The following is a 24,353-nucleotide window of genomic DNA, read 5'->3' as shown; positions in this document are numbered from 1 at the left end:
CGATTAAACATGAATGAGTTAACGGTACTTGATTATCAAGGAGCAAAAGTTATTAGCAGTCGTGAAGTTGCTGAAATGACTGGCAAGGAACACAAAGAACTTATGCGATCTATACGCAAATACTCTGGTATATTAACGAGCGCAAACTTACGCTCGTTAGATTACTTCATCCCAAGCGAATACACAGATGCTAAGAAGGAAGTGAGACCTTGCTATTTGTTAACAAAAATTGGTTGCGACATGATTGGCAATAAAATGACTGGAACACAAGGAGTTCTATTTACTGCCGCTTACGTTAAACAGTTTGAAGAAATGCAACAAGCATTAAACACTCCAAAAGTTTTAACCGAAAAAGAGCAACTTAAGGCAGCTATGAAGCTTTCACTTGAAACGTCTGAGGAAATGGAAGTCATTAAGGGAAAGGTAGTTGAATTGCAACATATGGTTGAAAATCAGATCACTTTAAATAGCGGAGAGCAAAGACGCTTGCAGTTAGCGGTAGCCGAAAGAGTTTACAAGCTAGAAAAAAATAATAAATCTCTTCAAAGTCAGTTATTTCGTGATATATACAGAGCAATTAAAACTCAATACGGGGTTAGATCTTACAGGGATGTTAAACAACGTAATCTTCAAGAATCAATTAAATTGGTTGATACTTTCGTTCCTTCAAAACTAACAATTTCTAAGGAGGCTTAAATAATGCCTAACTGGATTCCGGGAAAAGGATTTTACCTTGTACAACCTACAGGGCCTATAAATGAGGTCGTAAACAAAAAGCGTATGGATTTACTAGAATCACGCTTACAAGAAGCTGAGATACGCTTGGGAATACGAGAGGAGCAATCAGCATGAACAGCGAAAAACACAATAACTTATTTTGTCTCTGTGAAAACTGTAGTAACCCAATCATTATTTCAAAAGAAGAAGAGATTAACATATTGCCTAATACAAACATTATTCAGTGTCCAAGTTGCGAGCATGAAAACAGAGATTTGGAAGGGTTAAAGATGTATGCAGAACAATCCAGAAGCTACGCCCATTGAATATGATCGTTTCGGTCAAATGAAGTATCATCCTGAGTATCATGAAAATCACAGAAAACCGTTTAGCGAACCAGAGTTAGAGTACATGTGCAAGTATTGGCATTTAGATTCAACTAAAACAATGTCTCTTGCACTTGGAAAAACAGAAACAACTATAAGTCAAAAGGTTAACGAGCTAAATAAAAGTGGTTTATTTCAGTATTACAAAAATCTAAATAAACACTGGTGAGGCGTACTAGACACATAAAGCGTAGTAAAAAAGCCGAAATTTAATCAGCTTTCTGTTTCTTGATTTTAATAATTTTGTATGTACTTTTTAAAATCAAAGCTGAGAATACAAGGATTACAAATACTCTAAAAGATGTGGTGATTAAGTAGGTGGATAATGATACTGCCATTGATAAAAACAAGAGGACAATAAATATTATTTCGTTAGTTACTTCTGATTTAAACATGTTAGTATACCAACTTTCTAAATATTAATTATCTATTATACGTATCTGAAAGCAACATGTTTCAAATGTTTAAATAATATCTAAGTCACAGTTCGACCAAAAAGTGTCGTAAGAAAGGAGAATTAACTTGCCGAAAGTTTTAATCGAAAAAGATGTGGCTGAAGCAATCGAGTATTACAAAAAAGGACTAGGTGCACGGGTCACTTTCATGAATAGAAATCAGTTAGATGAACGCCTTACTAAAATTGATGACTGGACACTAGCAAGAGCCTTAATCGAGGGTTATGAGCCAGTGGATAAAATTGTTATCGGGTTGTCTTAGGTGTCATCAAGATGCTGTAATCTTAATCAGATTCTAAAGGTAAAGTGAATTCTGAATTGGATTCAGATGCTGCTAATAGTAACAATACCTCTGTCAAAAGCTTAAGGTCTGTAAGAATTAGTTCTTTAATTTGCATATCTGGACATTTGTAATATTCATCTACGAGTTGGTTAAGTTCTTTATAAATCAATAATATAGGCATTTATGCACTCCTGGTAGTTCGAATTTCTTACTAACCATTATGCAGCATTAAATTAATAAATGGAAGGAAATTACCAATAAAAGAGTGTTGGGAAAATTTAGAATGGGACTTCGGGAGACCTTAGAACGACCAAAAAACGACGTAGGAGGGATAAATTTGGACTTCCATCACTGGAGAAAGGTAGCCAGACGAAACGGTGTACCTGATGCAGTTTACGTATCTAGGATACAAAACAATTGGGATTATGAAAGAGCTGCAACAGAACCACTACAAGACAAGCGAGTAAGTAAAATATTTAACCAAAAAGATAGAGAAATCATGATGAAAAATGGAATCTCATTAATTGCAGCAAGTAGAAGATTTAAAAGCGGAAATTACACGAAGGAAGAGGCTATAACAAAACCGATTCGAGGGAGCTAGCATGAATTACTATCTATTTGAAGATGACAAGCATAAGGTCAACACAGTTTACAAATCCGCTGAATTAGATGAAATTGTAGTCTACTGGAATGAAGGTTGTGAAATTGAAGAAATAGCAGAAAAAATGAAAAGAAAGCCTATAGAGGCATTGTTGCTAGCATTAGACAGGGCTGAAATAGGGGAAATTAAGCCAAGGGAAAAAGGAATATTTGGATACTAAAAAAGACAAGATTTCTCCTGTCTCCGACAAGACAATTATAACACAAGGAGGAGTCTTGGTGGAAAAGGCTATGGTTGCAGAAGTAGATTTGATGAAGAACGCAACGTACGTTGTGAGGGATGGAAAACTTGCTGAATTGCCACGTCCTCTAGATGGCTTTGGAAAGCAAGTAATCAATTGGCAAGGTGGCAAGCCGTGCAATGGATCTATAGAAGCATCAATTAAATTTGTATGAGCTTATCGGAACAACCGAGGGCACTAGGAGAACGTCATTATGACGTTTACTTAGTGCTCTTTTTATATGACAAAAGGGAGGAATATTTATGCAGTTACATTTTGACTTGCCGGAAATTGATCGTGATGCAACTAAGAAAGTTGTTGAATCTATTTTAGAGAAATACCGTTTGTATTCACTGCAGTTAAGTTTAGATAAATTACCATCAGTTACAGCAAAGTATACATTAGTTCCGCCTTCACCTAGTTTACCAAGTTCTTCTACAGAAACTGCAGCACTTGCCAACGTAGATTACGAACGAGAGCGTGCTAAGTTCATTGAGGTGATGCTACGTGCAGTTAATCGTCTCTCAAACGAAGAGAGAAAACTCATTATCCTAAGGTATTTAGAGGAAAACGAAGAATTTGATTATCAAGTATATGCAAAGCTTAATATCTCGGAAAGACAGTACTACCGACTAAAAGCTCGTGCATTTTACAAATTAGCATTTGCACTGAAAATTGAGGTTTATAAAGAGAAGGAGGTGAGCGCTTCATGAATATTGTTCAACCGATAAGGGATTTAGAAAAAGTAGAAAAGATGAAGGCTTATTTGAAACAAAAGAACGATCGTGATTATTTTTTATTTATATTAGGAATTGGAACAGGATTAAGAATATCAGATCTTCTACCGCTGGTTAAAGAAGATCTATTAGCTTCCCATATAGATATTAGAGAAACAAAAACAGTTAAAAGAAAACGAGTGAAGTTACCTGGTTATATAAAAAAAGAAATCCTTCCATATATAAAAAGTTTAAATGATTATTCTTATGTATTTAAAAGCCGTCAAGGAGACAACAGGCCAATAGATAGATCAACGGCTTATCGTATCCTTCGAGATGCTGCAGACTATGTCAATATAACTGAAGTAGGAACACATACATTGCGTAAAACATTTGGCTATCATTTCTACCAACAGACAAAAGATGTAGCCATATTACAGGAACTCTTTAACCACTCAAGTCCATCTATAACCTTGAAATATATTGGTATACATCAAGATGCATTAGATAAAGCAATGGACAAGTATAGAATATAAATTTTTTTTGCTATATCTGCAACATAAAAATACGTATCGTGCACTCATTTATAGAAGTGTATTGAAGCCTTATAAATAAAGGGTTTTAGGAACATGGTGAGTGCAACAGTCTATGTATTGAAGTGAAGTGAAGGGGGAAATAAGATGGAGATATATGAAGCGCAGGAACAAATTAAGAAACTGGAAAAATATATTGAAGAAGTAGACAACTATGAGGATGATACGTTTGAGAAGAAAGTATTTAAGCTTTATGTACTTAGAGAAAATGTCACCAAAATAACGAAGGAACTAAATGAGGAAGGACATCGGATTGGGAATCGTAAGCTAATCACTAAGGATATTTCTGATTTACTAAGGTCCAAGCCAACTGATCAGATGCATGAGCTGGCACGGAAATTATTCAATCAAAATAAGAAAAGAAGTATATTAAGGTAAAAAATATTTTGGCAGATTTGTGGCAGACTTTAGGCAGAAAGATGGCAGAGCATTTGGCGAATAGCGTGCAATAATAGTAGTGTTAGATAAATAGGTTGGTAATCTGTTTATAATATTTCCCTTCAAAAAACTACCACAGATTCTTTAATCCCCTTTAAAGTTTGTGGTAGTTTTTGTTTGATTTTGACGAATATATAAGATAATATAAACGGAACAAGTGTTCCTTATAGGTCTAATAGTTTACCAGTATCCCCAAATACTGTATGATTGTATCAATAAATTCATAGAGTTAAAGGGGATATTGTAAATGGCTAGAAAGTATATAAGATTCAATTATTTTATGGTGAATTTGACACCTGAAGGACTTCCAGGGAATATGGCAGGGCGAAACATAGCAGCACCGTGGGATATGAAACCGATGCTAGACTATTTAGCTGTAGGTAGGAATGTATTGAACGGAGAAGTAGATGTTGGAGTATATATAGCGGATTTTGAAAGAGAAACTATTATCAACGTCATGGGTAGTGATTTTTATACTTTTCAAATATCCAAGTTGAGAGATACCAATATCCCAGCCAAGAAAAGAGTTGGAAGCCCAAAAGAAGATATTAATTTAAATCACGATGAATATATTGGAGAGTTTGTCACGATTATGTTCGACCCGACATACAATACTGTAGGAGTTCAGTCTAACCAATATAGCTTAAACATCCCTCAAATCGAAGTTTATTTGACGGAATTAAGGAGAAGATATAAACAACAGGTTGGCGAACAGGAACAAGTTCCCATGAAGGTGGAACTAAACCCACTTATCGATTACAGTAAGGTAGACACAATTCAGGATTCTGAAATTTTTCGTAAAATCACAGTTAAGGGAAGTAGTGTAGAAGCTGACGCATTAGCACAACATGGGACATTAAATGAGGTTTCGGAATTGCTAGGTCGTTTACAAGGATTGAACTTTGAATTGACTGTCTCATTGGGTCAAGTTGCAAAAGAAGAGACGCTTGACAATGAGATTATCCAAGAAATTGTTGAAGGATTTAAAAACATCGAAGACGAGAGGGAAAGACCAAATATCGAAATAACTTCAAGAGAAGATTTAGAATCACCAATAGAAATTGTAAATCTCTTAACACCAAGATTAACTAATAAAATTAGTGTGGTTGTTGAGAATAGAGCAACGATAGGGCACCAATTAATCCATACTGCTTATATGGAATCTTATCTAGAACAACGAAGAAAGATTGCAAGGGTGATTCGTGAAATGTAATATGGGGAAATAGAAAACGTAACGGAGGAGGAGGGGATTTCGATGGGGAAAGTTTTTCCGATAATCAAAAGGCTAGGCGAGCGATTATTTTTAGAAATAAAAAAACAAACTAATCGCTTTTGGGATTGTTGGGAAACTAAAAGTTGGCTAGTAAACTTTTCATTGAGCTCTCTCCTCTTATTACTTTATTACCTTGGATTTTTAGGGAGTATTCGTGAAAATTCTGGAAGTATAATTACGTATGCTGCGGCGCTACTAACTCTCAATGGGGTGTTCCTAACCTTGTTGGTCACTTTAAAAGGTAGCCCTATATTTGAAAGGCTAAAAAAAGTATTTCCAGTATTACACGCCTATCTGTATGATGGGCTAAAAAAACAGGTCCAAGCTTGCATATATTTCATACTGATTAATTTGGGCATAGGTATCGTTGGCGAAATAAGTAATCCGATTATCGCTTTTATTGGAATTATAGTATGGTCGTATTTTTTAATTCATATTTCATTAGGTGCACTTTATAGTTTGAGGGTCGTAACAAATTTAGCAGCTTCGGATCCCGAAGAAAGGAAACCTATGTCTTGAAGCAAAGCATCTCAACTGAGGTGCTTTTTTTTGGTCAAATTTATAATAGTGACAATCATTTCCATTCACATTATGATTAGTGTAGATGGAGGTGATTACATGTCAGTTATAGCAAAAATTACATTAATAGATGGTTCCACACATGAAGCAGTACTGGATGGCGACCTTCTACAAGCTGAAAGAGATTTTACTAATCTCATTAGAAATGCAGAAATATTAAAAGTTAAAAATCCTTTCGGCACAGGATATATATGTGGACAATATATAATTTCCTTCAATTTATTTGAACGAAAATAATAAAGAAGAGTCACACTCATTACGAGTTGTGGCTTTTTATTATACATAAAAGGTGGTGAGTTAATGACTTTCTACAAATCAAAAGCCTGGCGAAGTAAACGGCCAAAGATATTACGACGTGATGAATACGAATGTAGAGAGTGTAAAAGATACGGCAAGAGCCGGCAAGCAACAACCGTTCATCATTGCAATCCATTGTTAGAACATCCTGATTTAAGATTGACCACATGGAATCTATTATCTCTATGTGGTATTTGTCATGACAAGATGCATGACCGAACGAACGATACTTTAACGGAATTAGGAGAGTATTGGAGAGAAAAAGTATCCCCCCCTCTTTTTTAATTTTTTTTTTTTGTTTAAGGGACCGAGGGTGGGAGATGTTTCCCCCCACGACAAGATTTGAGAGAAAAAGGGGTGTGAAAATATAAATGACGAATTGAAAGAGGTGAGAAATTGGTGACAGTAAAAACCAAAAAACAGTTCAGAAGTGCTGTAATTCGTGAGATGAAGAGCCTTGGAATTTATAAAAAAGAGTACAACAATTTAGTTGATATTTATTCAGGGATGTTGCATCAGTATTTACTTTTTGAACAACAGTTTGAAGAGTCAAATTATCTAATTACAGAGGAATATACAAACAAAGCAGGAGCGACAAATCAAAGGAAAGTGCCATTACTTACCGCAATGGAATCGCTGAGGAAAGATATTGTTTCTTATTCAGACAGACTTTGCTTAAACCCGAAATCATTATTTATTGAGACTCCAAGTAAAGAAAAGCAAGCAGGTTCTATACTGGATCAATATCTTGCTAGTCCGAAGTGATATAAATGGATATCTCACATATTAACTCTAAAAATTTTGAGATAGCAATAGAATATGCTCGCTCGATTGTAAACGGCATTAAAATAGCATGTGAAGAAAATAGGTTTGCTGCACAAAGATTTCTTAATGATTTAGAACGTGATGATTTAGATTTCCGACAGGATCAATTTGATTTTGTTATAGGTCTAATAGAGGGAACGATTTCTCATCAGCAAGGGGAGGATTTAAAAGGTAACCCATTAAAGGGTACACCATTAATACTGCAACCTTGGCAAATTTTCATTATCGTTAACTTGCTTGGATTTTTCCTCAGAGATAGTATTGTTCGTCGATTTCATGAATCGCTATTAATGATTGCTCGTAAGAATGGCAAGACTGCTTTCGCTAGTGCTCTAGGCTGGGCATTATCAATATTAGAACGGAAGTCTGGTTCAAAGTTATATATCTTAGCTAACAGTTTGAAACAAACGATGGAGTCATTTGGTTTTTTAACATACAACGTTAATCGATACAACGACAAAACGATTCGAGTAAGGGACAATAACCAAGAACATTCTATTACGAAGAACTTTAGTGATGGCGGTTCTATTTTAATACAAGCGTTGGCAAATGATCCAAAGCGTTTGGACTCATTAAATAGTAACCTGTTAATTTTAGATGAAGTTCATACATGGCAATCAGCCAAACAGTATATCTTAATGAAAAACTCACAAAAGGCCTATAGAAATAAGTTGCTTATTGCTATTTCTACAGCTGGAGACATTCCTAACGGGTTTTTAGCTATGCGTTTAGAGTATTGTAAGAAAGTATTGAATGGCACGATTGAAGATGATGAATATTTTATTTTCATTTGCAAAGCAGACCAGGACGATAAAGGAAATGTAATTGATTATACAGATCCAGCAATTTTGGAAATGGCTAATCCTTCTTGTGGTGTATCAGTCGAGTTAAATGATTTAATCCGTGATGCAGAATTAGCAATGAATGATCCTCAAACTAGAGGAGAGTTTTTGAATAAAACATTAAATATCTTTACATCATCTTTAAAAGCCTATTTTGACATAAATGAATTTAAATCATCGGATATCCAATATAATTGGACATTAGAAGAGTTAGCGAAATTAAACATTAGTTGGTATGGTGGCGCCGATTTATCTAAGCTTCATGATTTAACGGCTGCAGCGTTATACGGAACTTATAACTATAAAGGGAAAGAAATTGATATTGTCATTACTCATGCATTTTTCCCAATTGTTGCGGCCCATGCCAAAGCAGAAGAAGATGGTATACCTCTTTTCGGCTGGCAAGATGATGGTGTATTAACTATGAGTAATACTGCAACAGTTCATTATGACGATATTATTAATTGGTTTAAAGTAATGAAGAAAAAAGGATTCAAAATTAAAAAAGTTGGATTTGATAGAAAGTTTGGTAGAGAATTTTTCTTAGGTATGAAAAAAGCAGGATTCAAAATTGTAGATCAACCTCAGTATTTTTATAAAAAATCAGAAGGCTTCAGACGTATAGAAGTTAAGGCGAAAAATGGCAGCCTTTATTATGTGCATAATCAAGCATTTGAATATTGCGTTCAGAACGTTAGAGCAATAGAGAAGACAGATGACATGATACAGTACGAAAAAGTAGATGGTGATGGCGGAACTCAACGTATCGATTTATTTGACGCTGGTGTTTTCGGAGCTGTACAAATGCTAGAAGATATGACAAAAGCATCCGATGCTTCGGCATGGTTAGGGGGTTAACGTTTGAAACTACTAAAAGAAAATATCTTAGAAACCTTGCTACTTATCGGAGTGATATTACTTTCGATAGGTTTTTTTATGCTTTACATTCCACTTGGTTTTATCGCCACCGGAATATTGCTAATCTGTATTGTTTTCCTAGTGCATCTCCAACGAAAAGGTGGTGAATAAATAAGTGGGAGTTCTATTTAAACGTAGTGAACGACAAACGAGAGCAGGTACGACTCAATCTCCAGTAGGTTTATTTCTATCTGGCGAGGATAGTTCATTACTCGTTAGAGGCTATTCTAAACTGTCGGACAATCCTGAAGTCCAAACGGCTGTTCATAAAATTGCAGATTTAATATCTTCCATGACCATCCATCTGATGGAAAATACAGAAGATGGAGACGTACGAGTAAAAAACGCTTTATCTCGAAAAATCGATATAAGTCCATACTCACTCATGACGAGAAAGACATGGATGTACAATATCGTTTATACGATGTTAATTGAAGGTCGAGGAAATAGCGTTGTTTATCCGAAGGTACAAGATGGGTTAATCGCTGATTTAATACCACTCATACCATCTAATGTTTCTTTTCTTGAAACAGATGAAGGTTATGTGGTCCGTTATGGAAATCAAACATATAATCATGATGAAATCCTACATTTTGTGCATAATCCAGATCCAAATAAACCATGGCAGGGTAAGGGACTACAGGTAAGTTTAAAAGATTTAGTTCAGAATCTGAAGCAAGCCATGCACACAAAGAAGAATTTTATGAGTGATAAATGGAAGCCACCTCTTATTATTGCAGTCGATGCAATGACAGAAGAAATGACGAGTGAAGAAGGCCGAGACAAGATATTAAATAAATATATTTCAGAAACAGATGGTGGCAAGCCATGGGTTATCCCTGCAGATCTAGTGAAGATTGAACAAGTCAAACCTTTAACGTTGAATGATTTAGCAATTAATGACGCAGTAGAAATTGATAAAAAGACGGTGGCTGGTCTCCTAGGAGTTCCGGCTTTTTTCTTGGGTGTCGGTAATTATAGCAAAGATGAGTACAACAATTTCATCAATACAACCATATTGCCTATCGCTAAAGGTGTCGAACAGGTATTAACTAAAGGGCTCTTATATCAACCTAATTGGTATTTCAAATTAAACCCGCATAGTTTATATGCTTATTCCATTACAGAAATATCAGCAGTTTATAGTGATTTATATGTTAAAGGTCTTTCTCCAGGTAATGAGGTTCGTGACAAAGTTGGGTTATCTCCATTGAAAGGATTAAACGAGCTTGTCATGTTAGAAAATTATATTCCTGCCGATACAATTGGACTTCAAAAGAAACTAAATCAAGGAGGTGATAAAAAAGATGACAGTCAATCGTAAAGAAATTATGTACCGGAGTGCAACAGTAGAACTTACAACTCGTGATGATACGGAAAATGAAAATCTAATTATCGAAGGTTATTTTGCAGTTTTTAATAGCGAAACGGAATTGTGGCGTGGTGCATATGAAGTAATTTCACCTACTGCATTTGATGACACGTTATCAAATGATATTCGAGCTTTAATCAATCACGATACAGCTTCGGTATTGGGACGTACCAAACCAGGTACATTAGCATTACGAACAGATTCAAGAGGATTGTGGGGGACAGTGAAAATTAATCCTGATGATCCTGTAGCAATGGCATTGTATTCTCGGGTAAAACGAGGCGATGTTGATCAATGTTCATTTGGTTTTAATGTCATAGAAGAAGAAACGGAATGGCGAGAGGACGACACGGTTAAATGGACAATCAATAAAGCTGATTTACACGAAGTGTCAGTGGTGACTTTCCCCGCTTATCAAGATACAAGTATTCAAGCAAGACATGCAGAGTTTGATGAAATGCAAGAACGCAAGATGGAACAACGAAAACTACAATTAAAGGAGCGTTTGAAAAGATGACATTAAAACAATTAATGATTTCAAAGAAAATTGAACAACGACAATCAGCATTAGCAGATTTAATGCTACGTGAGGAAGAGTTCGAAAAACGCAGTCAAGATTTAGAGAGTTCTTTAGAGGAAGCTAAAACAGAAGAAGAAATTTCAACTGTGGAGGGCGAAGTAGATGAACTTGATAAAGAAAAGACTGATGTGGATGAAAAGAAATCCTCCTTAGAAGGAGAAATTGAAACGTTAGAAAAGGAACTAGAAAAATTAAATTCGAATGCTCCATCGAATAAGACACGTTCGGCAGAACCACAGACACAACCACAATATCAAACACGAGGTGAGACAGGGATGAAAGTAAACAAAGGTTTCTTTAAAGGTATGGAGCGTTCTGCAGCAGAAGAATTAGTGAAACGTGAGGAAGTAAAAGGGTTCTTAACAAATATTCGTGAGCGTAGCTTCCAAAAAGAATCGATGCAAACGAGAGCAATTGAGGGTGGAAACTTAGGTGTTCCGGATGTAATTCTTGGTTTAATTCGTGATAATTTACACCGCTATTCTAAATTGATTAGCAAAGTAAATCTGAAACCTCTTTCTGGTACATCACGAGTAAATATTGTTGGTGACATTCCAGAAGCAGTTTGGACAGAGGCTTGCGCTGCTTTAAATGAATTAGATCTTAAATTCTATCAGTTGCAAATGGATGGGTATAAAGTTGGCGGTTATATTCCAGTATGTAACGCAACTTTAGAGGATTCTGATTTTAACTTAGGTAGTGAAGTATTTGATGCTCTTGGACAGGCAATTGGTCTTGCTGTAGACAAAGCTATCCTTTATGGAACAGGAGTTAAAATGCCAGTTGGTATTGTTACTCGACTTGCTGAAATAGTTAAACCTTCTTACTGGGGTAATAATGAACGTGATTGGGTTAACCTTTCTTCTACTAATATCACTCAAGTTACAGGTGATACTCCTGCGAATTTGTTTGCTGATTTAATTCGTAAAAGTGGGAGAGCAAAAGCGAACTATGGAAACGGAGAAAAATTCTGGGCAATGAATGAAATCACTTACACAGAATTACAAGCACAACTAGTAACGTTTAACGCAGCTGGCGCAATTGTAGCAAGCGTGAATAATACAATGCCTATTATCGGCGGTGAAATCGTTATTCTTCCATTCATGGCGGATGGGGATATTGTTGGTGGATATGGTTCTCATTACATCTTAGCAGAACGTTCAGGATCTACTTTTGCAGTATCTGAACATGTACAATTTATTCAAGATAATACAGTTTATAAAGGTACGGCTCGTTATGATGGTCGTCCAATCTCTGGAAATGGATTTGTCGCATTGAATATTTTGGCAACTGCACCAAAAACAACTGTAACATTTGCACCGGATGAAGCAAACGAGCCAGTTGTTGAAGGAGCATAAAACAATAGAAAGGTTGATGATTCATGAGTAAAGTCGAAGTTATTAAATCATTTAGAGATTTAGAAGATGAAAACCATGTGTATAAAGTGGGCGATAAGTATCCACGCAAAGGACGTGCGAGAAAAGAACGTATTGAAGAATTAGCTGGTAATGAAAACAAGATTGGAGAACCGCTAATAGCTGAAGTTGGTGAAGAATAATGAACGAAGAGTTACACACTAATTCTCTGCAACTTCTAAAATTAGACTTGGGTATCACACATGGTTTACGTGATACCTATTTCACCAATATCTTAAAAACAAGCAATATTGAATTATCCAAAATGGGCGTTGATCTATCTATTGCAACTGTGGAAGACATGCAACTAATTGTCGATTATGCAGTATGGAATTACCGTAAGCGTCAAGAAGATGTAGGTTTGTCACGCAACCTTAAGTATCGTATTAATAATCGTGTCATTCAAAAGGCAGGTGCTTCCACAGATGCCATCACTTAAACAATCCATAGGTAGCAGTAGACATGTATCGTTAGATGATGTGTGTTTTTTAATGTCCACTACTATTATTCTTGATGATTTATTACAACAAATAGAGGTTACGTTACCCGAGCTCGTGTATTGCAGTAAATTGAGTGTTGGCCAGAAGGAATTTTCAGTAACCATGCAAGCAGGTCTTAAAGCTGAAATCACTATTATCATGAATCACGATGAATACGATGGAGAAAAAGTGCTTGAATACAATCGTAAAAAGTACTCTGTTTATCGTACATTTGGTAGGGAAGATGGAAATATTGAGCTGTATTGTGAGGTGCGTATAGGTGGGAATTAACGTTAACAACCTTGCCGATGAAATTAACAGACAACTAGCATTGTATGCCAACCAAACAGACGAATCAGTTCAACGTATTGCAGAAGAAATTGCAGCTGAAGGCGTTGAGATGTTGAAAGCTGATTCTCCTAAATCCCCGGGTGGTGGTGAGTACGCTAAAAGTTGGTCATTAAAAAAAGTAGGGAAAGTGTTTGTCCTCCACAATAAAGATCATTATCGATTAACACACTTACTCGAAAAAGGTCATGCGAAAGTTAATGGCGGTCGAGTATCGGCAAGAGTCCACATAGCACCTGTTGAAGGCAAGATGATTGAAAAGTTTGAGGACGAATTACGAAGGGATCTGACTGAATGACATTATCACAATTTGCTCTAAAGTTGTTAGATCTCGGCTATCCAGTTGCTTATTCGCATTTTGTGAATACCGAGGAAAATCCAGCCCCTTCACCACCTTTCATATGTTATCTCGTTGTGGATAGTGATACTTTTAGTGCTGATAACAAGCCGATACACGAATCGACATTGGTTGATATTGAACTATATTCAACAACTAAAAATCTAGTAGCAGAAGGAAAAGTAAAATCCATGCTCACTGAAAACGAACTCTCTTGGTACTATGATGAACAATTCATAGAAACCGAGGGAGTTTTTAAATGCACATTTTCCATCACATTAATTTAAAAGGAGAGAAATTAACATGCCAGAAAACAAAGTACAGTTTGGTTTAAGTAAAGCAGCATTCGCACCTTATTCAGTAGTTGGTGATGTAGTTACATTTGAAGCACCTATTATGATTCCTGGGGCAGTAAGTTTGACGTTAGATCCACGTGGTGAATTAACGGAGTTTTATGCAGACAATATTTTATACTACGTAGCTTCAAGTAACCAAGGCTATGATGCTTCATTAGAAATAGCGACTATTCCTCAACAATTCGCAATTGATGCACTTGGGGAGACGTTAGATGAGGATGACGGAGTAGTATCTGAGTATGCAGATGCTCAAGGGAAACCATTCGCATTCATGTTCCAATTTGAGGGGGATGTAAAGGCTACTCGTCATGTTTTATTTAATTGCACAGCGAATCGTCCAAGTATTACAGGTAGTACTAAAACAACTTCAACAGAACCAGGAACAAACGAATTAACCCTTGTTGCTAGTCCAATTGAAATTGACGGAAAGTTAATCGTTAAAACGAAAACAATCGCTACTACAACATCTGCTATTTATGATGCTTGGTACACGAGTGTTTACAAAAAGACAGTAGCGGGGGCGTAAACATTGGAAAAAACAATTGAGATTAGTGGACAACAAGTAAGTTTTAAATCAAGTGGTGCGGTACCTAAACGCTATAAAATGCAGTTTCAGCGTGATTTCTTTAAAGATTTAATTAGTTTGGGCGTTATGAATCAAGAAACTGGCGAAGTAACTGAAGCAAAGCAACTTGAATTAGCAAGTAGAATCGATTTTGATGTGTTTTTTGATATTGCATGGACACTAGCTAAAACAGCTGATACAAAAATTCTAGATCCGTTATCTTGGCTTGATGGGTTTGATGAATTTCCGATTATGGAGATCATACCTGAATTGCAAGATATGATAGCGGCATCCATTTCATCATCTAAAAAAAAATAAACAATAACGAAGGTACGTCAAATGGTGAGCCAATCACCACTGAGACGTACCTTGTTTTATGTCATGAATGCAAATTAGCACATGGTGATTTAGAAACTATGACAATCGGCATGGTACTTGATTATATCGATGAATACATCGAAATGAAAAATCCGGATAAGAAACCAAAAGCAAGAAAAGCGTCACAATCTGATTTTGATGCATTTTAAGGCAGGTGAGAATAAATGGCGAATAAAGGTATCAAAGGTATTACGATTGAAATCGGTGGGGATACAAAAGCATTAAACAAAGCCTTAGAAGGCGTAAATAACCAATCTAAGAGTTTACAGGACGAACTAAAAGCAGTAGAACGAGGTTTGAAATTTGATCCAGGTAATGTTGAATTAGTCCGTCAAAAACAAGAATTATTGACAGCTTCTATTGCATCCACAAGCGACAAACTAGACGTATTACGTACTGCACAATCACAAGTACAGGCTCAATTTGAGCGTAATGAAATTGGTGTAGAACAATACAGAGCATTTCGACGTGAGTTACAACAGACCGAAGGAGAACTGAATCGTCTTCAAGGTCAATTAGGAAGTCTAGGCGCCGAACAAGATCGTTTATCACAAACTACACGACAATTAGGAACGTTTTTCGAAGCTACTGGAACAGATGTTGAACAATTCTCGGGAACGTTAGGAACTCGCCTTACACAAGCTATACGTGATGGCTCTGCAAGTGCCGACCAAATGGAACGTGCTTTACGTTTAATGGGGCAACAAGCATTGGGTGCCGGGATAGATGTAGATCAATTACGTGAAGCTTTACGTAATGCAGATAATGGAGCAAATCTAGATGAAATCCGTCAAGACTTAGCCCGTATCACCGAAGAATCTAATGCAGCTGAAGATGCAGTAAATGGATTTGGACAAGAGTTAACAAGTGTTATCGGAGGATTAGTTGCTGGAGGAGGAATTGAAGGTGTAGTATCAGCAGCGCTTGATACTTCTTCGTTAGATACGAAAATTGACATAAGTTTTAATGTACCCGAAGAGTCGAAACAATCCATACTGGGAGCAATAAAAAGTATAGACAAGTATGGTGTGGAGGGAGAAGAAGCTTTAGAAGGTGTTAGGCGACAATGGGCGCTCAATAAAGATGCATCTGATGCAACAAATGCATCTATCGTTGAAGGCGCAGGAGTTATCGCTAAAACTTATGCAGGCATTGATTTTATTGAATTAATTCAAGAGGTAAATGAAATAGCTTCAGCTTTAGAAATTAGCAATGAAGAAGCGCTATATTTAACAAATTCATTATTGAAGTTCGGTTTCCCACCAGAACAATTAGATACGATTGCTGAATACGGATTACAAATGAAGGATATCGGATATAACACCGCACAAATACAAGCGATATTTGAAAATGGTGTAGATTTAAAAACTTGGAATATAGATAATCTTAATGATGGGGTTAAAGAAGCCAATATAAAGATGAAAGAATATGGCAAAGAAGTGCCGAAAGCATTAGCGGCCGTATTAAAAGGCACAACTGTCTCTACCAAAGAAATGCAAAACTGGGGTAAGGCTGTTGCTAGTGGCGGTGAAGAAGGCGCCAAGGCTATGTCGGAAGTTTCTGCTTGGTTACAAACCATAGAGGACGATTCCTTAAGAAACGAAATGGCAATTGCAGTATTTGGAACGAAAGCCGAAGATCAAGGCGATAACATGATTGCTGTATTTCAGGGGTTAGCAGATGCTCAAGGGAAAACTATACAAAATCAAAATGAATTTAATGCATCGGCAGAAAGGTATAACGCAGATCCAATGGTTCAAATGAAAGATGCAGTCAATGACATGATGATTGCTTTTAAACCATTGTTAATGGGGATTGCGGGCATTGTTTCGATGTTGGCTGAATGGGCCTCAAACAATCCCATACTTGTAGCATCTTTGATTGCAATAGGAACGGCCATTGGTATTTTAGTTGGTGGATTCGCAGTGTTAATGCCGGCAATAGGATCATTGGTCTCTTTATGGCCAGCGTTAGTGTTAGCAATTGCTGGAATTGGAGCGCCGATATTAATCGTAATAGGGGCTATAGCTGCACTAGCAACAGCTTTTGTAGCGTTATGGCAGAACAGCGAAACCTTTAGGAACAATTTATCTAGCGTATTTGAATCGATTAAAAATGTAGCGGTCACTGTATTTGAAACAGTGGCTTCTTTTATTGGGGAAAAAATAGCACAAATTAAACAGTTTTGGGATACTGATGGCGCACAAATTCTTCAAGCAGCTGAAAATATTTTTAATGGAATTATGGCGGTAATTCAATTTGTTATGCCAGCCATAGAACTTATCATAAAAATCGTGTGGACTGCAATTCAACAAATAATAAGTGGTGCTCTTAATGTCATTATGGGTATAGTTAAAATATTTAGCGGTTTATTTACAGGTGATTTCAGCAAGATGTGGGAAGGTGTAAAGCAATTATTCTTTGGAGCAATTAATGTGATCATCGGTTGGTTGTCGCTTACTTTTGTTGGTGGTATCCGTTCATTACTAGCAAATTTAGGAAAGAGTGCATTGTCGCTAATAAAAGGTATGTGGGATAACGTTTTTGGTGTTTTTAAAACAATGGGTGGCAGTATTCGAAGTTTTACAGACGATACGCTTTCCAAAGTAATTGGCTTTTTCCGAAATTTTGTTACGAATGTTAAAACTCAAATGAGTAATGCCAAACAAGGTGTTGAAGATATTTGGGGAAAAGCAGTAGATTTTCTAAAAGGAATCAATTTAAAACAAATCGGTAAAGATATTATACAAGGATTGGTTAATGGTATTGGTTCTATGGCGTCATTGGTTACAGATAAGGTGAAGGAAATCGCTAATAGTATTCCTAAATGGGCCAAGGATATTCTTGGAATTGCGTCACCATCTCGTGTAATGGCTCTAATTGGTAAGTGGGTAGGTATTGGTTTAGCGGATGGAATCGATTCTACTAGTAATCGTGTAGCTAAATCAATGCAAGATATAGGGTACGCCATTATCGATATAATGGATCATTACAAATCTGAAACGATTAAAATCGAAAAAGCGACAAGTGCCGAAATTACCAAAATCAATAAACGTACAAATGAAGATATTGAGAAAATCCAAAATGCCGCTTATGCAAAAAAACGCAAAATTAATGAATCAGAGAATATAAAGATTCAGAGATTACGAGAAGATTCTGCAAAAAAAATTGCAGACATTGAGAAGAAGTCAGCGGCTGATAGTTTCAAAATATTAGAAACCTCTAATAAAGAAATGTTGGAGGGAGTAAAATTATTTATACAAGATAAAAAATCACTTGAACAACTATCACTTGTGGATGAAGCATTGATTTGGCAAGAGTCCGCTAAGTTATTTTCAGATGGAACTAAAGAAAAAATTGAAGCACAAAAATTATATAAAACAGCTGTAGATACAATTAATAAAGAGATGGTCGCCATTAATACAAACTATCAAGGTCAAATACAAAAAATTAATGATGACTTGAAAAAGGGTGAAGAAGATTTAACTAAAACTTATCAGGATGCTTATAGCGGTCGTGTGGATGCCATACGTAACTTCGTGGGTCAATTTGAAGCATTTGTAGTAACTAATGATAAGTCTGGGCAGGACTTACTTAATAACGCTCAATCACAAGTAGATGGTCTGAAGGCTTGGAGAGAAACATTAGATTCTCTTTGGGGTAAAATCGATGACCAGGCATTAATGGAAGAACTAGAAGCATTGGGTCCTAAAGCACTTGGAGAATTACAAGCGTTGAATACTCTATCTGCTGATGAATTAACTAGATATACAGAGTTATATAACGAGAAATTTATGTTAGCACGAGAACAAGCTTCTGAAGAACTTGCAGGCATGAAGGAAGATACAGAATTACGTATTATAGAAATGCGTTTAGCTGCTAACACGCAATTGGGTGTGTTAGAAAGAGAATGGTTGTTATCTATCCAATCAATTACTCGAACAACAGATACTGAATTATCTAGTTTGCACCAGGTAGGTGTGAATGCAGGACAAGGTCTTCTAGACGGACTTGCTAGTATGGAAGGTTCTTTAATCACAAAAGCAACTCAAATAGCAAATGCTATATCCGCAGCTATTCAAAGTGCTTTGCAAATTCATAGTCCATCCCGTGTAATGAAAGGTTTTGGTATTAATATCGGTGAAGGTCTTATTGTTGGAATGGACGATATGCTTGCCAAAGTATCTAATTCTTCTCGAAGATTAGCGGATTCTGTGAGTAACGTTTATGGTTCTCTCGCAAATAGTGCGAATAAATCTATGGGTTATAGTTCACCTTCACCTTCATCCACTTCAACCGTGGACAATAGCAAGAATTACAACCCCACATTCCAAATTTACACAGTGGAAAGTCCTGAAAAAGTAATAAAACGAGAAATGAGAAAAATGGTATTCGGATTATAGGAGGTGGATTTGATTATCAAGGAATTAAAAATTACTAACAGTAGTGGTGATTCGATTGAGTTCGGTCGTCACTTTCGTTTAATTGATGGATTTGATTTATCGGGGTTAAGTGCAACGGTTAATACTTCTACGACTACTGGAAATGGTGCGAGATATAAAAACACAAAATTAGAATCACGGGATTTAGATTCATCTTTTTTGATTTTTCGAGATCAGAATAGCTACGCTTGGATAGAAGAGCGAAGAGAAGAATTATACAAGGTACTGAATCCATTGAAAAATCCAATGAGGCTAGATTTTACAACAAAAGGCGGCAGTGAGTTATATCTAAAAGCTGAGTTATTATCTACACCGAGTCTTCCACAAGGTTTTGAAAATGATAATAATATATGGCAAAAGGGTTTACTACAATTTAGCTGCAGTGATCCATATATCTATGAAACTGCTGAAACTAAAGTTGATATTGCCTTATGGGTGTCTAATTTAGAGTTTCCCCTCGAAGTTGTGGAAGAAGGAATCGAAGTTGGTTATCGTTCTCCTTCTTTAATAGTAAATGTCCTTAATGAAGGTTCTGACACAAGTGGAATGTTGATTCGATTTACAGCATTATCACAGGTAGTAAAACCCAAATTGTTGAATGTGAACACATACGAAGAATTAAAACTCAATACTACAATGCAACCTGGTGATGTAATTGAGGTATCTACTTATCAAGGAAAACGCAATGTTAAACTCACTCGTAATAATGTTGTATCGAATGTATTTAACACAGTCGATTTATATTCAACATGGCTTCAATTAGAAGTGGGAGACAATCTATTTAGATATGACGCTGATAGCGGATTGGATTTTTTAGAAGTTTCGATGATATTCACTAATAAGAGAGTTGGGGTGTAAACATGATTGATTTAAATGTTTTTGACCTCAATTTCAATAGAGTTGGTGAAATTAGTGAGTATGTTGAATTAGAGATTAAAAAGAATTACTACACTTACAGTGAATTAACGTTGCGTATTGTTAATGAACCGAATGTATTGGAAAAGTTAAAGATTAATAACATCTTAACTACTACAACTAATATAAATTACGGTTACATTATTCAACATTTTGAATACAACGATGATGATTCTGAAATCACTGTTTACGCCTATTCGCTCAACTGGATGCTCTCTTGGAAAGTTATATTAAAGCAACAAACATATTATGGAAATATAGAAGATGCGATTAAGTACTACATCAGTACGAATGCAATTAATCCAGTTAATCCAAATCGTATTATTCCTAATTTAAGACTTGTTGAAAATAGTGGGGTTAACATTACTGTTGATACTTCTAAATCTGGAGGGGAAGTTAGTGAATATTGTTTTAGTATCTGTGAAGTAAACGAAATTTCTTTTGATGTATTGATGAATCATAAGGACAAAAAGTATGAAGTATATACATGGCAAGGTTTAGATCGTAGCACTTTGCAAAATGTAAATCCGCATATTATCTTCTCCAAAGAATTCGAAAACGTTACAAACCAAAACTATGTATATAACAATGTGGATTTTAAGAATGTTGCTGTTGTTGCAGGAGAAGGTGAGGATATTTCTCGGACTGTAGCAATCGCAAATGATAGTATTTCAGGCTTTGATAGACGGGAAATTTATATCGATGCTCGTGACATTCAAAGTGAATATAAGGATGATGACGATACTGAAGTAATCTTAACTGCAACTGAATATAACGACTTGTTAATTGCTCGTGGCAATGAAAATTTAGCGGACTATCAACCGATAGAAACCTTTGAATCTGACATTGTGGACGAGCAATTTGTATTTGGGACCGATTATGGATTAGGAGATAAAGTCAGTGTGAGAAATGATGATATTGGGCGTGTCCTTCATACAAGAGTAACTAAAGCAACTATTACAAGTAATCGAAATGGGGTGGATATCAAGACTGAATTTGGTTCTAATATTCCATCATACAGTGAAAAAATTGTTAAGAAAGTGGTGAAATACAAATGACTTTAACTTCTGGTATTTTTAACAGTGTCGATGGAGACAGAAAATATAACGCCAAGTGGTTTGCAAGCTACTTTGCTAGTTTCATAGGTAATGGAGTTTTCCCTAATCCCTCCACAAATCTTCAAGTCATTGCAAATACAAACATGACGACTATTGTTGGTCCTGGCCAAGGATGGATCAATGGTTATTATTTAGTCAATGATTCGAACTTCGTCCTTAATCATGACGTTGCAGACGGAGTATTAAAACGTATTGACCGAGTAGTAATGAGATTAAACCATTTAACTCGAAAAATAGATGTGTTGATTAAAAAAGGAACGTTTTCCAGTACCCCAGTAGCTCCTGCTTTGCAACGTAATGTTGATGCTTATGAATTGGCACTTGCCGATGTATTAATAAATAATGGTGCTACTGTCATTACTCAGGCAAATATTACTGACCAACGATTGAATTCAGCTCTATGCGGTATCGTCCACGGTGTAGTAGATCAAGTAGATACAACGACAATATTTAATCAATATCAAACGTGGTACGGTAATTTTACTACAGACAAACAAGTTGAATTTGATGCTTGGATTGCATCGTTACAGGATATTTTAAGTGGAGATGTTGCTGGTAATTTACTTAATTTAATTAATTCAAATACAGATGCTCTTGCGTCACATAAGGCTGATTATATAAAGCATCCGGGATACGGGATTACAACTGGTTCAAGCCCATCCTACTCTATAACTTTAGACCCGGCACCTGTCGAATATAAAGACGGTATGGGTTTGGTCATCCAGCTCAATACTGATACAACTAATGGACCCGGCTCTAACCTTGTTATAAAGGTCAACGGTCTTGGCAGTAAAAATATCCTTAAGCCCAATGGAAGTGAAGCTAGAAACCTAAAAAAAGGAGTCATCTATTCGCTTAGATATAGTTCTGCAGCCTATTTCGGTCAAGGGGCTTTTATCTTACAGGGTGAAGGGGGGGCAGAAGGAAATGTAACTGCTGATAAGGTTTTGAGCGGAACAACTTACACTGATCCTACAACTGGTGATTTAAAAACAGGAACAATGGTCAATCGGGGATTCTCAAATATACAAGCTTCCCCGACATCAGATATTGCTATTCCTGTTGGTTATTATAATGGCGGGAAAGTATTGACTCCCCGAGTAAGTGCCGGAGATGTAGTAATCTATGAGAGAACAGGAATAAGTGCTGGTATACATGGTGTTCCATCTATTAGGGTTGATGTTCGTGTTAGTAAAGCCGGAGTTTATCGGGTCACTTTTACTATGAGGAGTACCAATCCAAGTGGGACCTCCGGTAATGCTCAAATACTTGTGAATAGTGTTCCTACTGGAATTTTCCGTACCACTAGCTCGGGTATAGATGTGACATATGTTGAGGATATTACTGTAAATGCAAGCGATAGTATAAAACTATCAGCGTACTCAAATGGGGCGAGTGCCTCCAATGTTCCAATGAGTTTTAAGTTATCTGTACTAAGTACAAATCCCGTAACAACTACAATAGTATGATTGGAGTGAATATTTTTGAGATATGTATTTCAATATGAATCAGATGACCAAAGGGATGGTTTAATAAAGGAGCACCAAGACAAGACGATAATTGAAGAGCTCAATATATCAGAAGGTAACTTTCTAATTTTTTCCGACAGTCCAGAAGAAGATACAAAAAAGATAGTTTATGTAACTGTACCGGAAGAAGAATATGGAGAACTCAAACAAGATAACACATTACTAAAAGCACAGTCACAAGCAAATTCAGACAGAGCGGACTTTCATGAGGAAGTGTTGGCAGAAATTATTCTGACGATAACTCCATGATAGTTCGTTTTTTAATACGAATTATAATAAAAATACTAGGAGATGAAGATATGATGGCTTTATTATTAGCGCAACGTGTTATTTTAGGGAAAATGGAATTTGATACTGTACCAAGTACTTTGAAACCAGGAGTATATGAACATTTAGATGATAGTGGTGTAGGGTTTTTAGCAGGCGATTATGTTCCTCCGACGACTGAATAATGTTTAGTAGATTAAACGTAGTATAAGCTAGCGTGATTTATGAGAAAATACATTGGAATATTACCTAAATGTCTGTATGATATTTTAGGGGGGAATAAAAATGTATAATATTTTTGAAGGTTTATTGGAATTGGTAAAATTCACTGGTTATTCAATCTTGGCTTTATGGCTGTTTTTATATATAAAAATGAATGGTCTAACTGAAGGTAAGGATATAAATGAATATGTCCAAAATTTTTATAATATGTTGGATAATAATATTTTAGAATTTACATTTGCGGTTGCAATACTTGAAGTATTTAACGCATTAAAAAATGTGTTTATAAAACCATTTTTTACTGAAAGTAGTTTGAAACAGGATCTTAAAATTCAACAGTTAGAATATAAAATTGAGCAGTTAGAAAATGCTTTGTACTTTAGACAGGATAAGTAGTCCTATATTTTTCTAAGAAGCTTCCGGAACATTATGTGTCGTATCAATAATTAAATAATCAACACTGAAGAGCATCCAATTGGGTGCTCTTTTTATTTAGAGAAAAATATGTGTTCAGGGGGGGAATTATGGAGGAGATAGATAATATGGACGTTTGGAAAAGTACCATCGAAACTCGAGTCAATAACATTCAAAATCAACAAGTTATCGATGCTGCGAAAATTTCAGATGCACTTAAAGATATAGCTGATTTGAAATTATCAGACAAATTACAAGACAATGAAATTAGCGCTTTAAAAACTACGTTGAGCGAAATTAAAGACGATACCAACTGGATTAGACGTAAGATTACTGGCGCATTAATTACTGCAGTTATTACCGCAATCGTTGGTGGCATCGTGGGAATTGCAATAGCAAATATATTTTAGGAG

General features: G+C 36.0%; 36 protein-coding genes. 35 read left to right on the top strand and 1 reads right to left on the bottom strand.

Going from position 1 to position 24,353, the window contains the following annotated elements:
• Nucleotides 1-9 precede the first annotated feature (9 nt).
• The 4 genes from MKX39_RS18390 (at nt 10) to MKX39_RS18375 (ending at nt 1,820) form a co-directional block, all read left to right on the top strand.
• The gene (locus MKX39_RS18390) at nt 10-696 is read left to right on the top strand and encodes a Rha family transcriptional regulator (RefSeq protein ID WP_340771058.1); all 687 of its coding nucleotides are present in this window, start codon (nt 10-12) and stop codon (nt 694-696) included.
• 3 nt (nt 697-699) lie between these two features.
• Nucleotides 700-852, top strand: coding sequence for a pilus assembly protein PilO (locus MKX39_RS18385; RefSeq protein WP_340771054.1), 153 nt, complete (start codon nt 700-702; stop codon nt 850-852).
• 159 nt (nt 853-1,011) lie between these two features.
• Nucleotides 1,012-1,272 (top strand): DNA-entry nuclease, encoded by a 261-nt coding sequence (locus MKX39_RS18380; protein WP_340771052.1) that lies wholly within the window; start codon nt 1,012-1,014, stop codon nt 1,270-1,272.
• Between the two features lie 353 nt (nt 1,273-1,625).
• Nucleotides 1,626-1,820, top strand: coding sequence for a hypothetical protein (locus MKX39_RS18375; protein WP_340771049.1), 195 nt, complete (start codon nt 1,626-1,628; stop codon nt 1,818-1,820).
• A gap of 22 nt (nt 1,821-1,842) precedes the next feature.
• Here MKX39_RS18375 and MKX39_RS18370 read toward each other — a convergent pair whose 3' ends face one another.
• Nucleotides 1,843-2,022 carry a hypothetical protein gene (locus MKX39_RS18370; protein ID WP_340771048.1) on the bottom strand — a complete coding sequence of 60 codons (180 nt, stop codon included), beginning with the start codon at nt 2,020-2,022 and terminating at the stop codon, nt 1,843-1,845.
• A gap of 156 nt (nt 2,023-2,178) precedes the next feature.
• Between MKX39_RS18370 and MKX39_RS18365 the strand changes: the two genes are divergently transcribed.
• The 31 genes from MKX39_RS18365 to MKX39_RS18215 all read left to right on the top strand — a co-directional run bounded on the left by MKX39_RS18365 (nt 2,179) and on the right by MKX39_RS18215 (nt 24,350).
• Nucleotides 2,179-2,442, top strand: coding sequence for a hypothetical protein (locus tag MKX39_RS18365; RefSeq protein ID WP_340771046.1), 264 nt, complete (start codon nt 2,179-2,181; stop codon nt 2,440-2,442).
• 1 nt (nt 2,443) lies between these two features.
• A complete protein-coding gene (locus MKX39_RS18360; protein ID WP_340771044.1) occupies nt 2,444-2,662 on the top strand; it encodes a hypothetical protein in 219 nt (72 codons plus the stop codon).
• Between the two features lie 58 nt (nt 2,663-2,720).
• Entirely contained in the window at nt 2,721-2,897 is a 177-nt protein-coding gene (locus tag MKX39_RS18355; RefSeq protein ID WP_340771042.1) for a DUF3954 domain-containing protein, read from the top strand.
• Between the two features lie 88 nt (nt 2,898-2,985).
• Entirely contained in the window at nt 2,986-3,435 is a 450-nt protein-coding gene (locus MKX39_RS18350) for an ArpU family phage packaging/lysis transcriptional regulator (protein ID WP_340771040.1), read from the top strand.
• Nucleotides 3,432-3,974, top strand: coding sequence for a site-specific integrase (locus tag MKX39_RS18345; RefSeq protein ID WP_340771037.1), 543 nt, complete (start codon nt 3,432-3,434; stop codon nt 3,972-3,974). Before MKX39_RS18350 ends, MKX39_RS18345 begins: the two co-directional genes overlap by 4 nt.
• Nucleotides 3,975-4,118: 144 nt before the next feature.
• Nucleotides 4,119-4,409: a hypothetical protein gene (locus tag MKX39_RS18340; protein ID WP_340771036.1), complete on the top strand. Its 291-nt coding sequence runs from the start codon at nt 4,119-4,121 to the stop codon at nt 4,407-4,409.
• Nucleotides 4,410-4,716: 307 nt separating this feature from the next.
• Nucleotides 4,717-5,682 (top strand): DUF6731 family protein, encoded by a 966-nt coding sequence (locus MKX39_RS18335; protein ID WP_340771033.1) that lies wholly within the window; start codon nt 4,717-4,719, stop codon nt 5,680-5,682.
• 42 nt (nt 5,683-5,724) lie between these two features.
• A complete protein-coding gene (locus tag MKX39_RS18330) occupies nt 5,725-6,261 on the top strand; it encodes a hypothetical protein (RefSeq protein ID WP_340771029.1) in 537 nt (178 codons plus the stop codon).
• Between the two features lie 99 nt (nt 6,262-6,360).
• Nucleotides 6,361-6,558, top strand: a complete 198-nt coding sequence (locus MKX39_RS18325) for a hypothetical protein (RefSeq protein WP_340771026.1) — start codon at nt 6,361-6,363, stop codon at nt 6,556-6,558.
• A 63-nt stretch (nt 6,559-6,621) separates the two neighbouring features.
• On the top strand, nt 6,622-6,903 hold the full coding sequence (locus MKX39_RS18320) for an HNH endonuclease (RefSeq protein WP_340771024.1): 282 nt from the start codon (nt 6,622-6,624) through the stop codon (nt 6,901-6,903).
• A gap of 114 nt (nt 6,904-7,017) precedes the next feature.
• Nucleotides 7,018-7,383 carry a P27 family phage terminase small subunit gene (locus MKX39_RS18315; protein WP_340771516.1) on the top strand — a complete coding sequence of 122 codons (366 nt, stop codon included), beginning with the start codon at nt 7,018-7,020 and terminating at the stop codon, nt 7,381-7,383.
• Nucleotides 7,384-7,388: 5 nt separating this feature from the next.
• Nucleotides 7,389-9,143 (top strand): terminase large subunit, encoded by a 1,755-nt coding sequence (locus MKX39_RS18310; protein ID WP_340771019.1) that lies wholly within the window; start codon nt 7,389-7,391, stop codon nt 9,141-9,143.
• Between the two features lie 3 nt (nt 9,144-9,146).
• The gene (locus tag MKX39_RS18305; protein ID WP_340771016.1) at nt 9,147-9,314 is read left to right on the top strand and encodes a hypothetical protein; all 168 of its coding nucleotides are present in this window, start codon (nt 9,147-9,149) and stop codon (nt 9,312-9,314) included.
• Between the two features lie 4 nt (nt 9,315-9,318).
• Nucleotides 9,319-10,527 (top strand): phage portal protein, encoded by a 1,209-nt coding sequence (locus MKX39_RS18300; protein ID WP_340771010.1) that lies wholly within the window; start codon nt 9,319-9,321, stop codon nt 10,525-10,527.
• Nucleotides 10,511-11,092, top strand: a complete 582-nt coding sequence (locus MKX39_RS18295) for an HK97 family phage prohead protease (protein WP_340771007.1) — start codon at nt 10,511-10,513, stop codon at nt 11,090-11,092. The genes MKX39_RS18300 and MKX39_RS18295 overlap by 17 nt, the downstream gene beginning before the upstream one ends.
• Nucleotides 11,089-12,513, top strand: coding sequence for a phage major capsid protein (locus tag MKX39_RS18290; protein ID WP_340771004.1), 1,425 nt, complete (start codon nt 11,089-11,091; stop codon nt 12,511-12,513). Before MKX39_RS18295 ends, MKX39_RS18290 begins: the two co-directional genes overlap by 4 nt.
• Before the next feature lie 23 nt (nt 12,514-12,536).
• Nucleotides 12,537-12,713 carry a hypothetical protein gene (locus MKX39_RS18285; RefSeq protein WP_340771001.1) on the top strand — a complete coding sequence of 59 codons (177 nt, stop codon included), beginning with the start codon at nt 12,537-12,539 and terminating at the stop codon, nt 12,711-12,713.
• On the top strand, nt 12,713-13,009 hold the full coding sequence (locus tag MKX39_RS18280; protein WP_340770997.1) for a hypothetical protein: 297 nt from the start codon (nt 12,713-12,715) through the stop codon (nt 13,007-13,009). Before MKX39_RS18285 ends, MKX39_RS18280 begins: the two co-directional genes overlap by 1 nt.
• Complete coding sequence (locus MKX39_RS18275; RefSeq protein ID WP_340770995.1) at nt 12,996-13,340, top strand: hypothetical protein; 345 nt, start codon at nt 12,996-12,998, stop codon at nt 13,338-13,340. The genes MKX39_RS18280 and MKX39_RS18275 overlap by 14 nt, the downstream gene beginning before the upstream one ends.
• Nucleotides 13,330-13,695 (top strand): HK97 gp10 family phage protein, encoded by a 366-nt coding sequence (locus MKX39_RS18270; RefSeq protein WP_340770993.1) that lies wholly within the window; start codon nt 13,330-13,332, stop codon nt 13,693-13,695. Before MKX39_RS18275 ends, MKX39_RS18270 begins: the two co-directional genes overlap by 11 nt.
• The gene (locus tag MKX39_RS18265; protein WP_340770992.1) at nt 13,692-14,021 is read left to right on the top strand and encodes a hypothetical protein; all 330 of its coding nucleotides are present in this window, start codon (nt 13,692-13,694) and stop codon (nt 14,019-14,021) included. Before MKX39_RS18270 ends, MKX39_RS18265 begins: the two co-directional genes overlap by 4 nt.
• A gap of 16 nt (nt 14,022-14,037) precedes the next feature.
• Nucleotides 14,038-14,616: a major tail protein gene (locus MKX39_RS18260; RefSeq protein WP_340770990.1), complete on the top strand. Its 579-nt coding sequence runs from the start codon at nt 14,038-14,040 to the stop codon at nt 14,614-14,616.
• A 3-nt stretch (nt 14,617-14,619) separates the two neighbouring features.
• Entirely contained in the window at nt 14,620-14,973 is a 354-nt protein-coding gene (locus MKX39_RS18255) for a hypothetical protein (RefSeq protein ID WP_340770988.1), read from the top strand.
• Between the two features lie 224 nt (nt 14,974-15,197).
• Nucleotides 15,198-19,436, top strand: a complete 4,239-nt coding sequence (locus MKX39_RS18250; RefSeq protein ID WP_340770986.1) for a phage tail protein — start codon at nt 15,198-15,200, stop codon at nt 19,434-19,436.
• Nucleotides 19,437-19,445: 9 nt separating this feature from the next.
• On the top strand, nt 19,446-20,333 hold the full coding sequence (locus MKX39_RS18245) for a phage tail family protein (RefSeq protein WP_340770983.1): 888 nt from the start codon (nt 19,446-19,448) through the stop codon (nt 20,331-20,333).
• A gap of 2 nt (nt 20,334-20,335) precedes the next feature.
• Complete coding sequence (locus MKX39_RS18240) at nt 20,336-21,448, top strand: siphovirus ReqiPepy6 Gp37-like family protein (RefSeq protein ID WP_340770981.1); 1,113 nt, start codon at nt 20,336-20,338, stop codon at nt 21,446-21,448.
• Entirely contained in the window at nt 21,445-22,977 is a 1,533-nt protein-coding gene (locus tag MKX39_RS18235; protein WP_340770980.1) for a hypothetical protein, read from the top strand. Before MKX39_RS18240 ends, MKX39_RS18235 begins: the two co-directional genes overlap by 4 nt.
• Nucleotides 22,978-22,992: 15 nt before the next feature.
• Nucleotides 22,993-23,286 carry a hypothetical protein gene (locus tag MKX39_RS18230; protein WP_340770979.1) on the top strand — a complete coding sequence of 98 codons (294 nt, stop codon included), beginning with the start codon at nt 22,993-22,995 and terminating at the stop codon, nt 23,284-23,286.
• A gap of 50 nt (nt 23,287-23,336) precedes the next feature.
• Entirely contained in the window at nt 23,337-23,489 is a 153-nt protein-coding gene (locus MKX39_RS18225; RefSeq protein ID WP_340770976.1) for a hypothetical protein, read from the top strand.
• Nucleotides 23,490-23,589: 100 nt separating this feature from the next.
• The gene (locus tag MKX39_RS18220) at nt 23,590-23,922 is read left to right on the top strand and encodes a hypothetical protein (RefSeq protein ID WP_340770974.1); all 333 of its coding nucleotides are present in this window, start codon (nt 23,590-23,592) and stop codon (nt 23,920-23,922) included.
• Between the two features lie 128 nt (nt 23,923-24,050).
• Nucleotides 24,051-24,350 carry a hemolysin XhlA family protein gene (locus tag MKX39_RS18215; protein WP_340770972.1) on the top strand — a complete coding sequence of 100 codons (300 nt, stop codon included), beginning with the start codon at nt 24,051-24,053 and terminating at the stop codon, nt 24,348-24,350.
• Nucleotides 24,351-24,353 lie beyond the last annotated feature (3 nt).

It is taken from the genome of Psychrobacillus sp. FSL K6-1464 (assembly GCF_038003145.1).
GTDB lineage: Bacteria > Bacillota > Bacilli > Bacillales_A > Planococcaceae > Psychrobacillus > Psychrobacillus psychrotolerans.
Note: the sequence above shows the minus strand (reverse complement) of the source record. Positions and strands in the feature narration are given on the sequence as shown.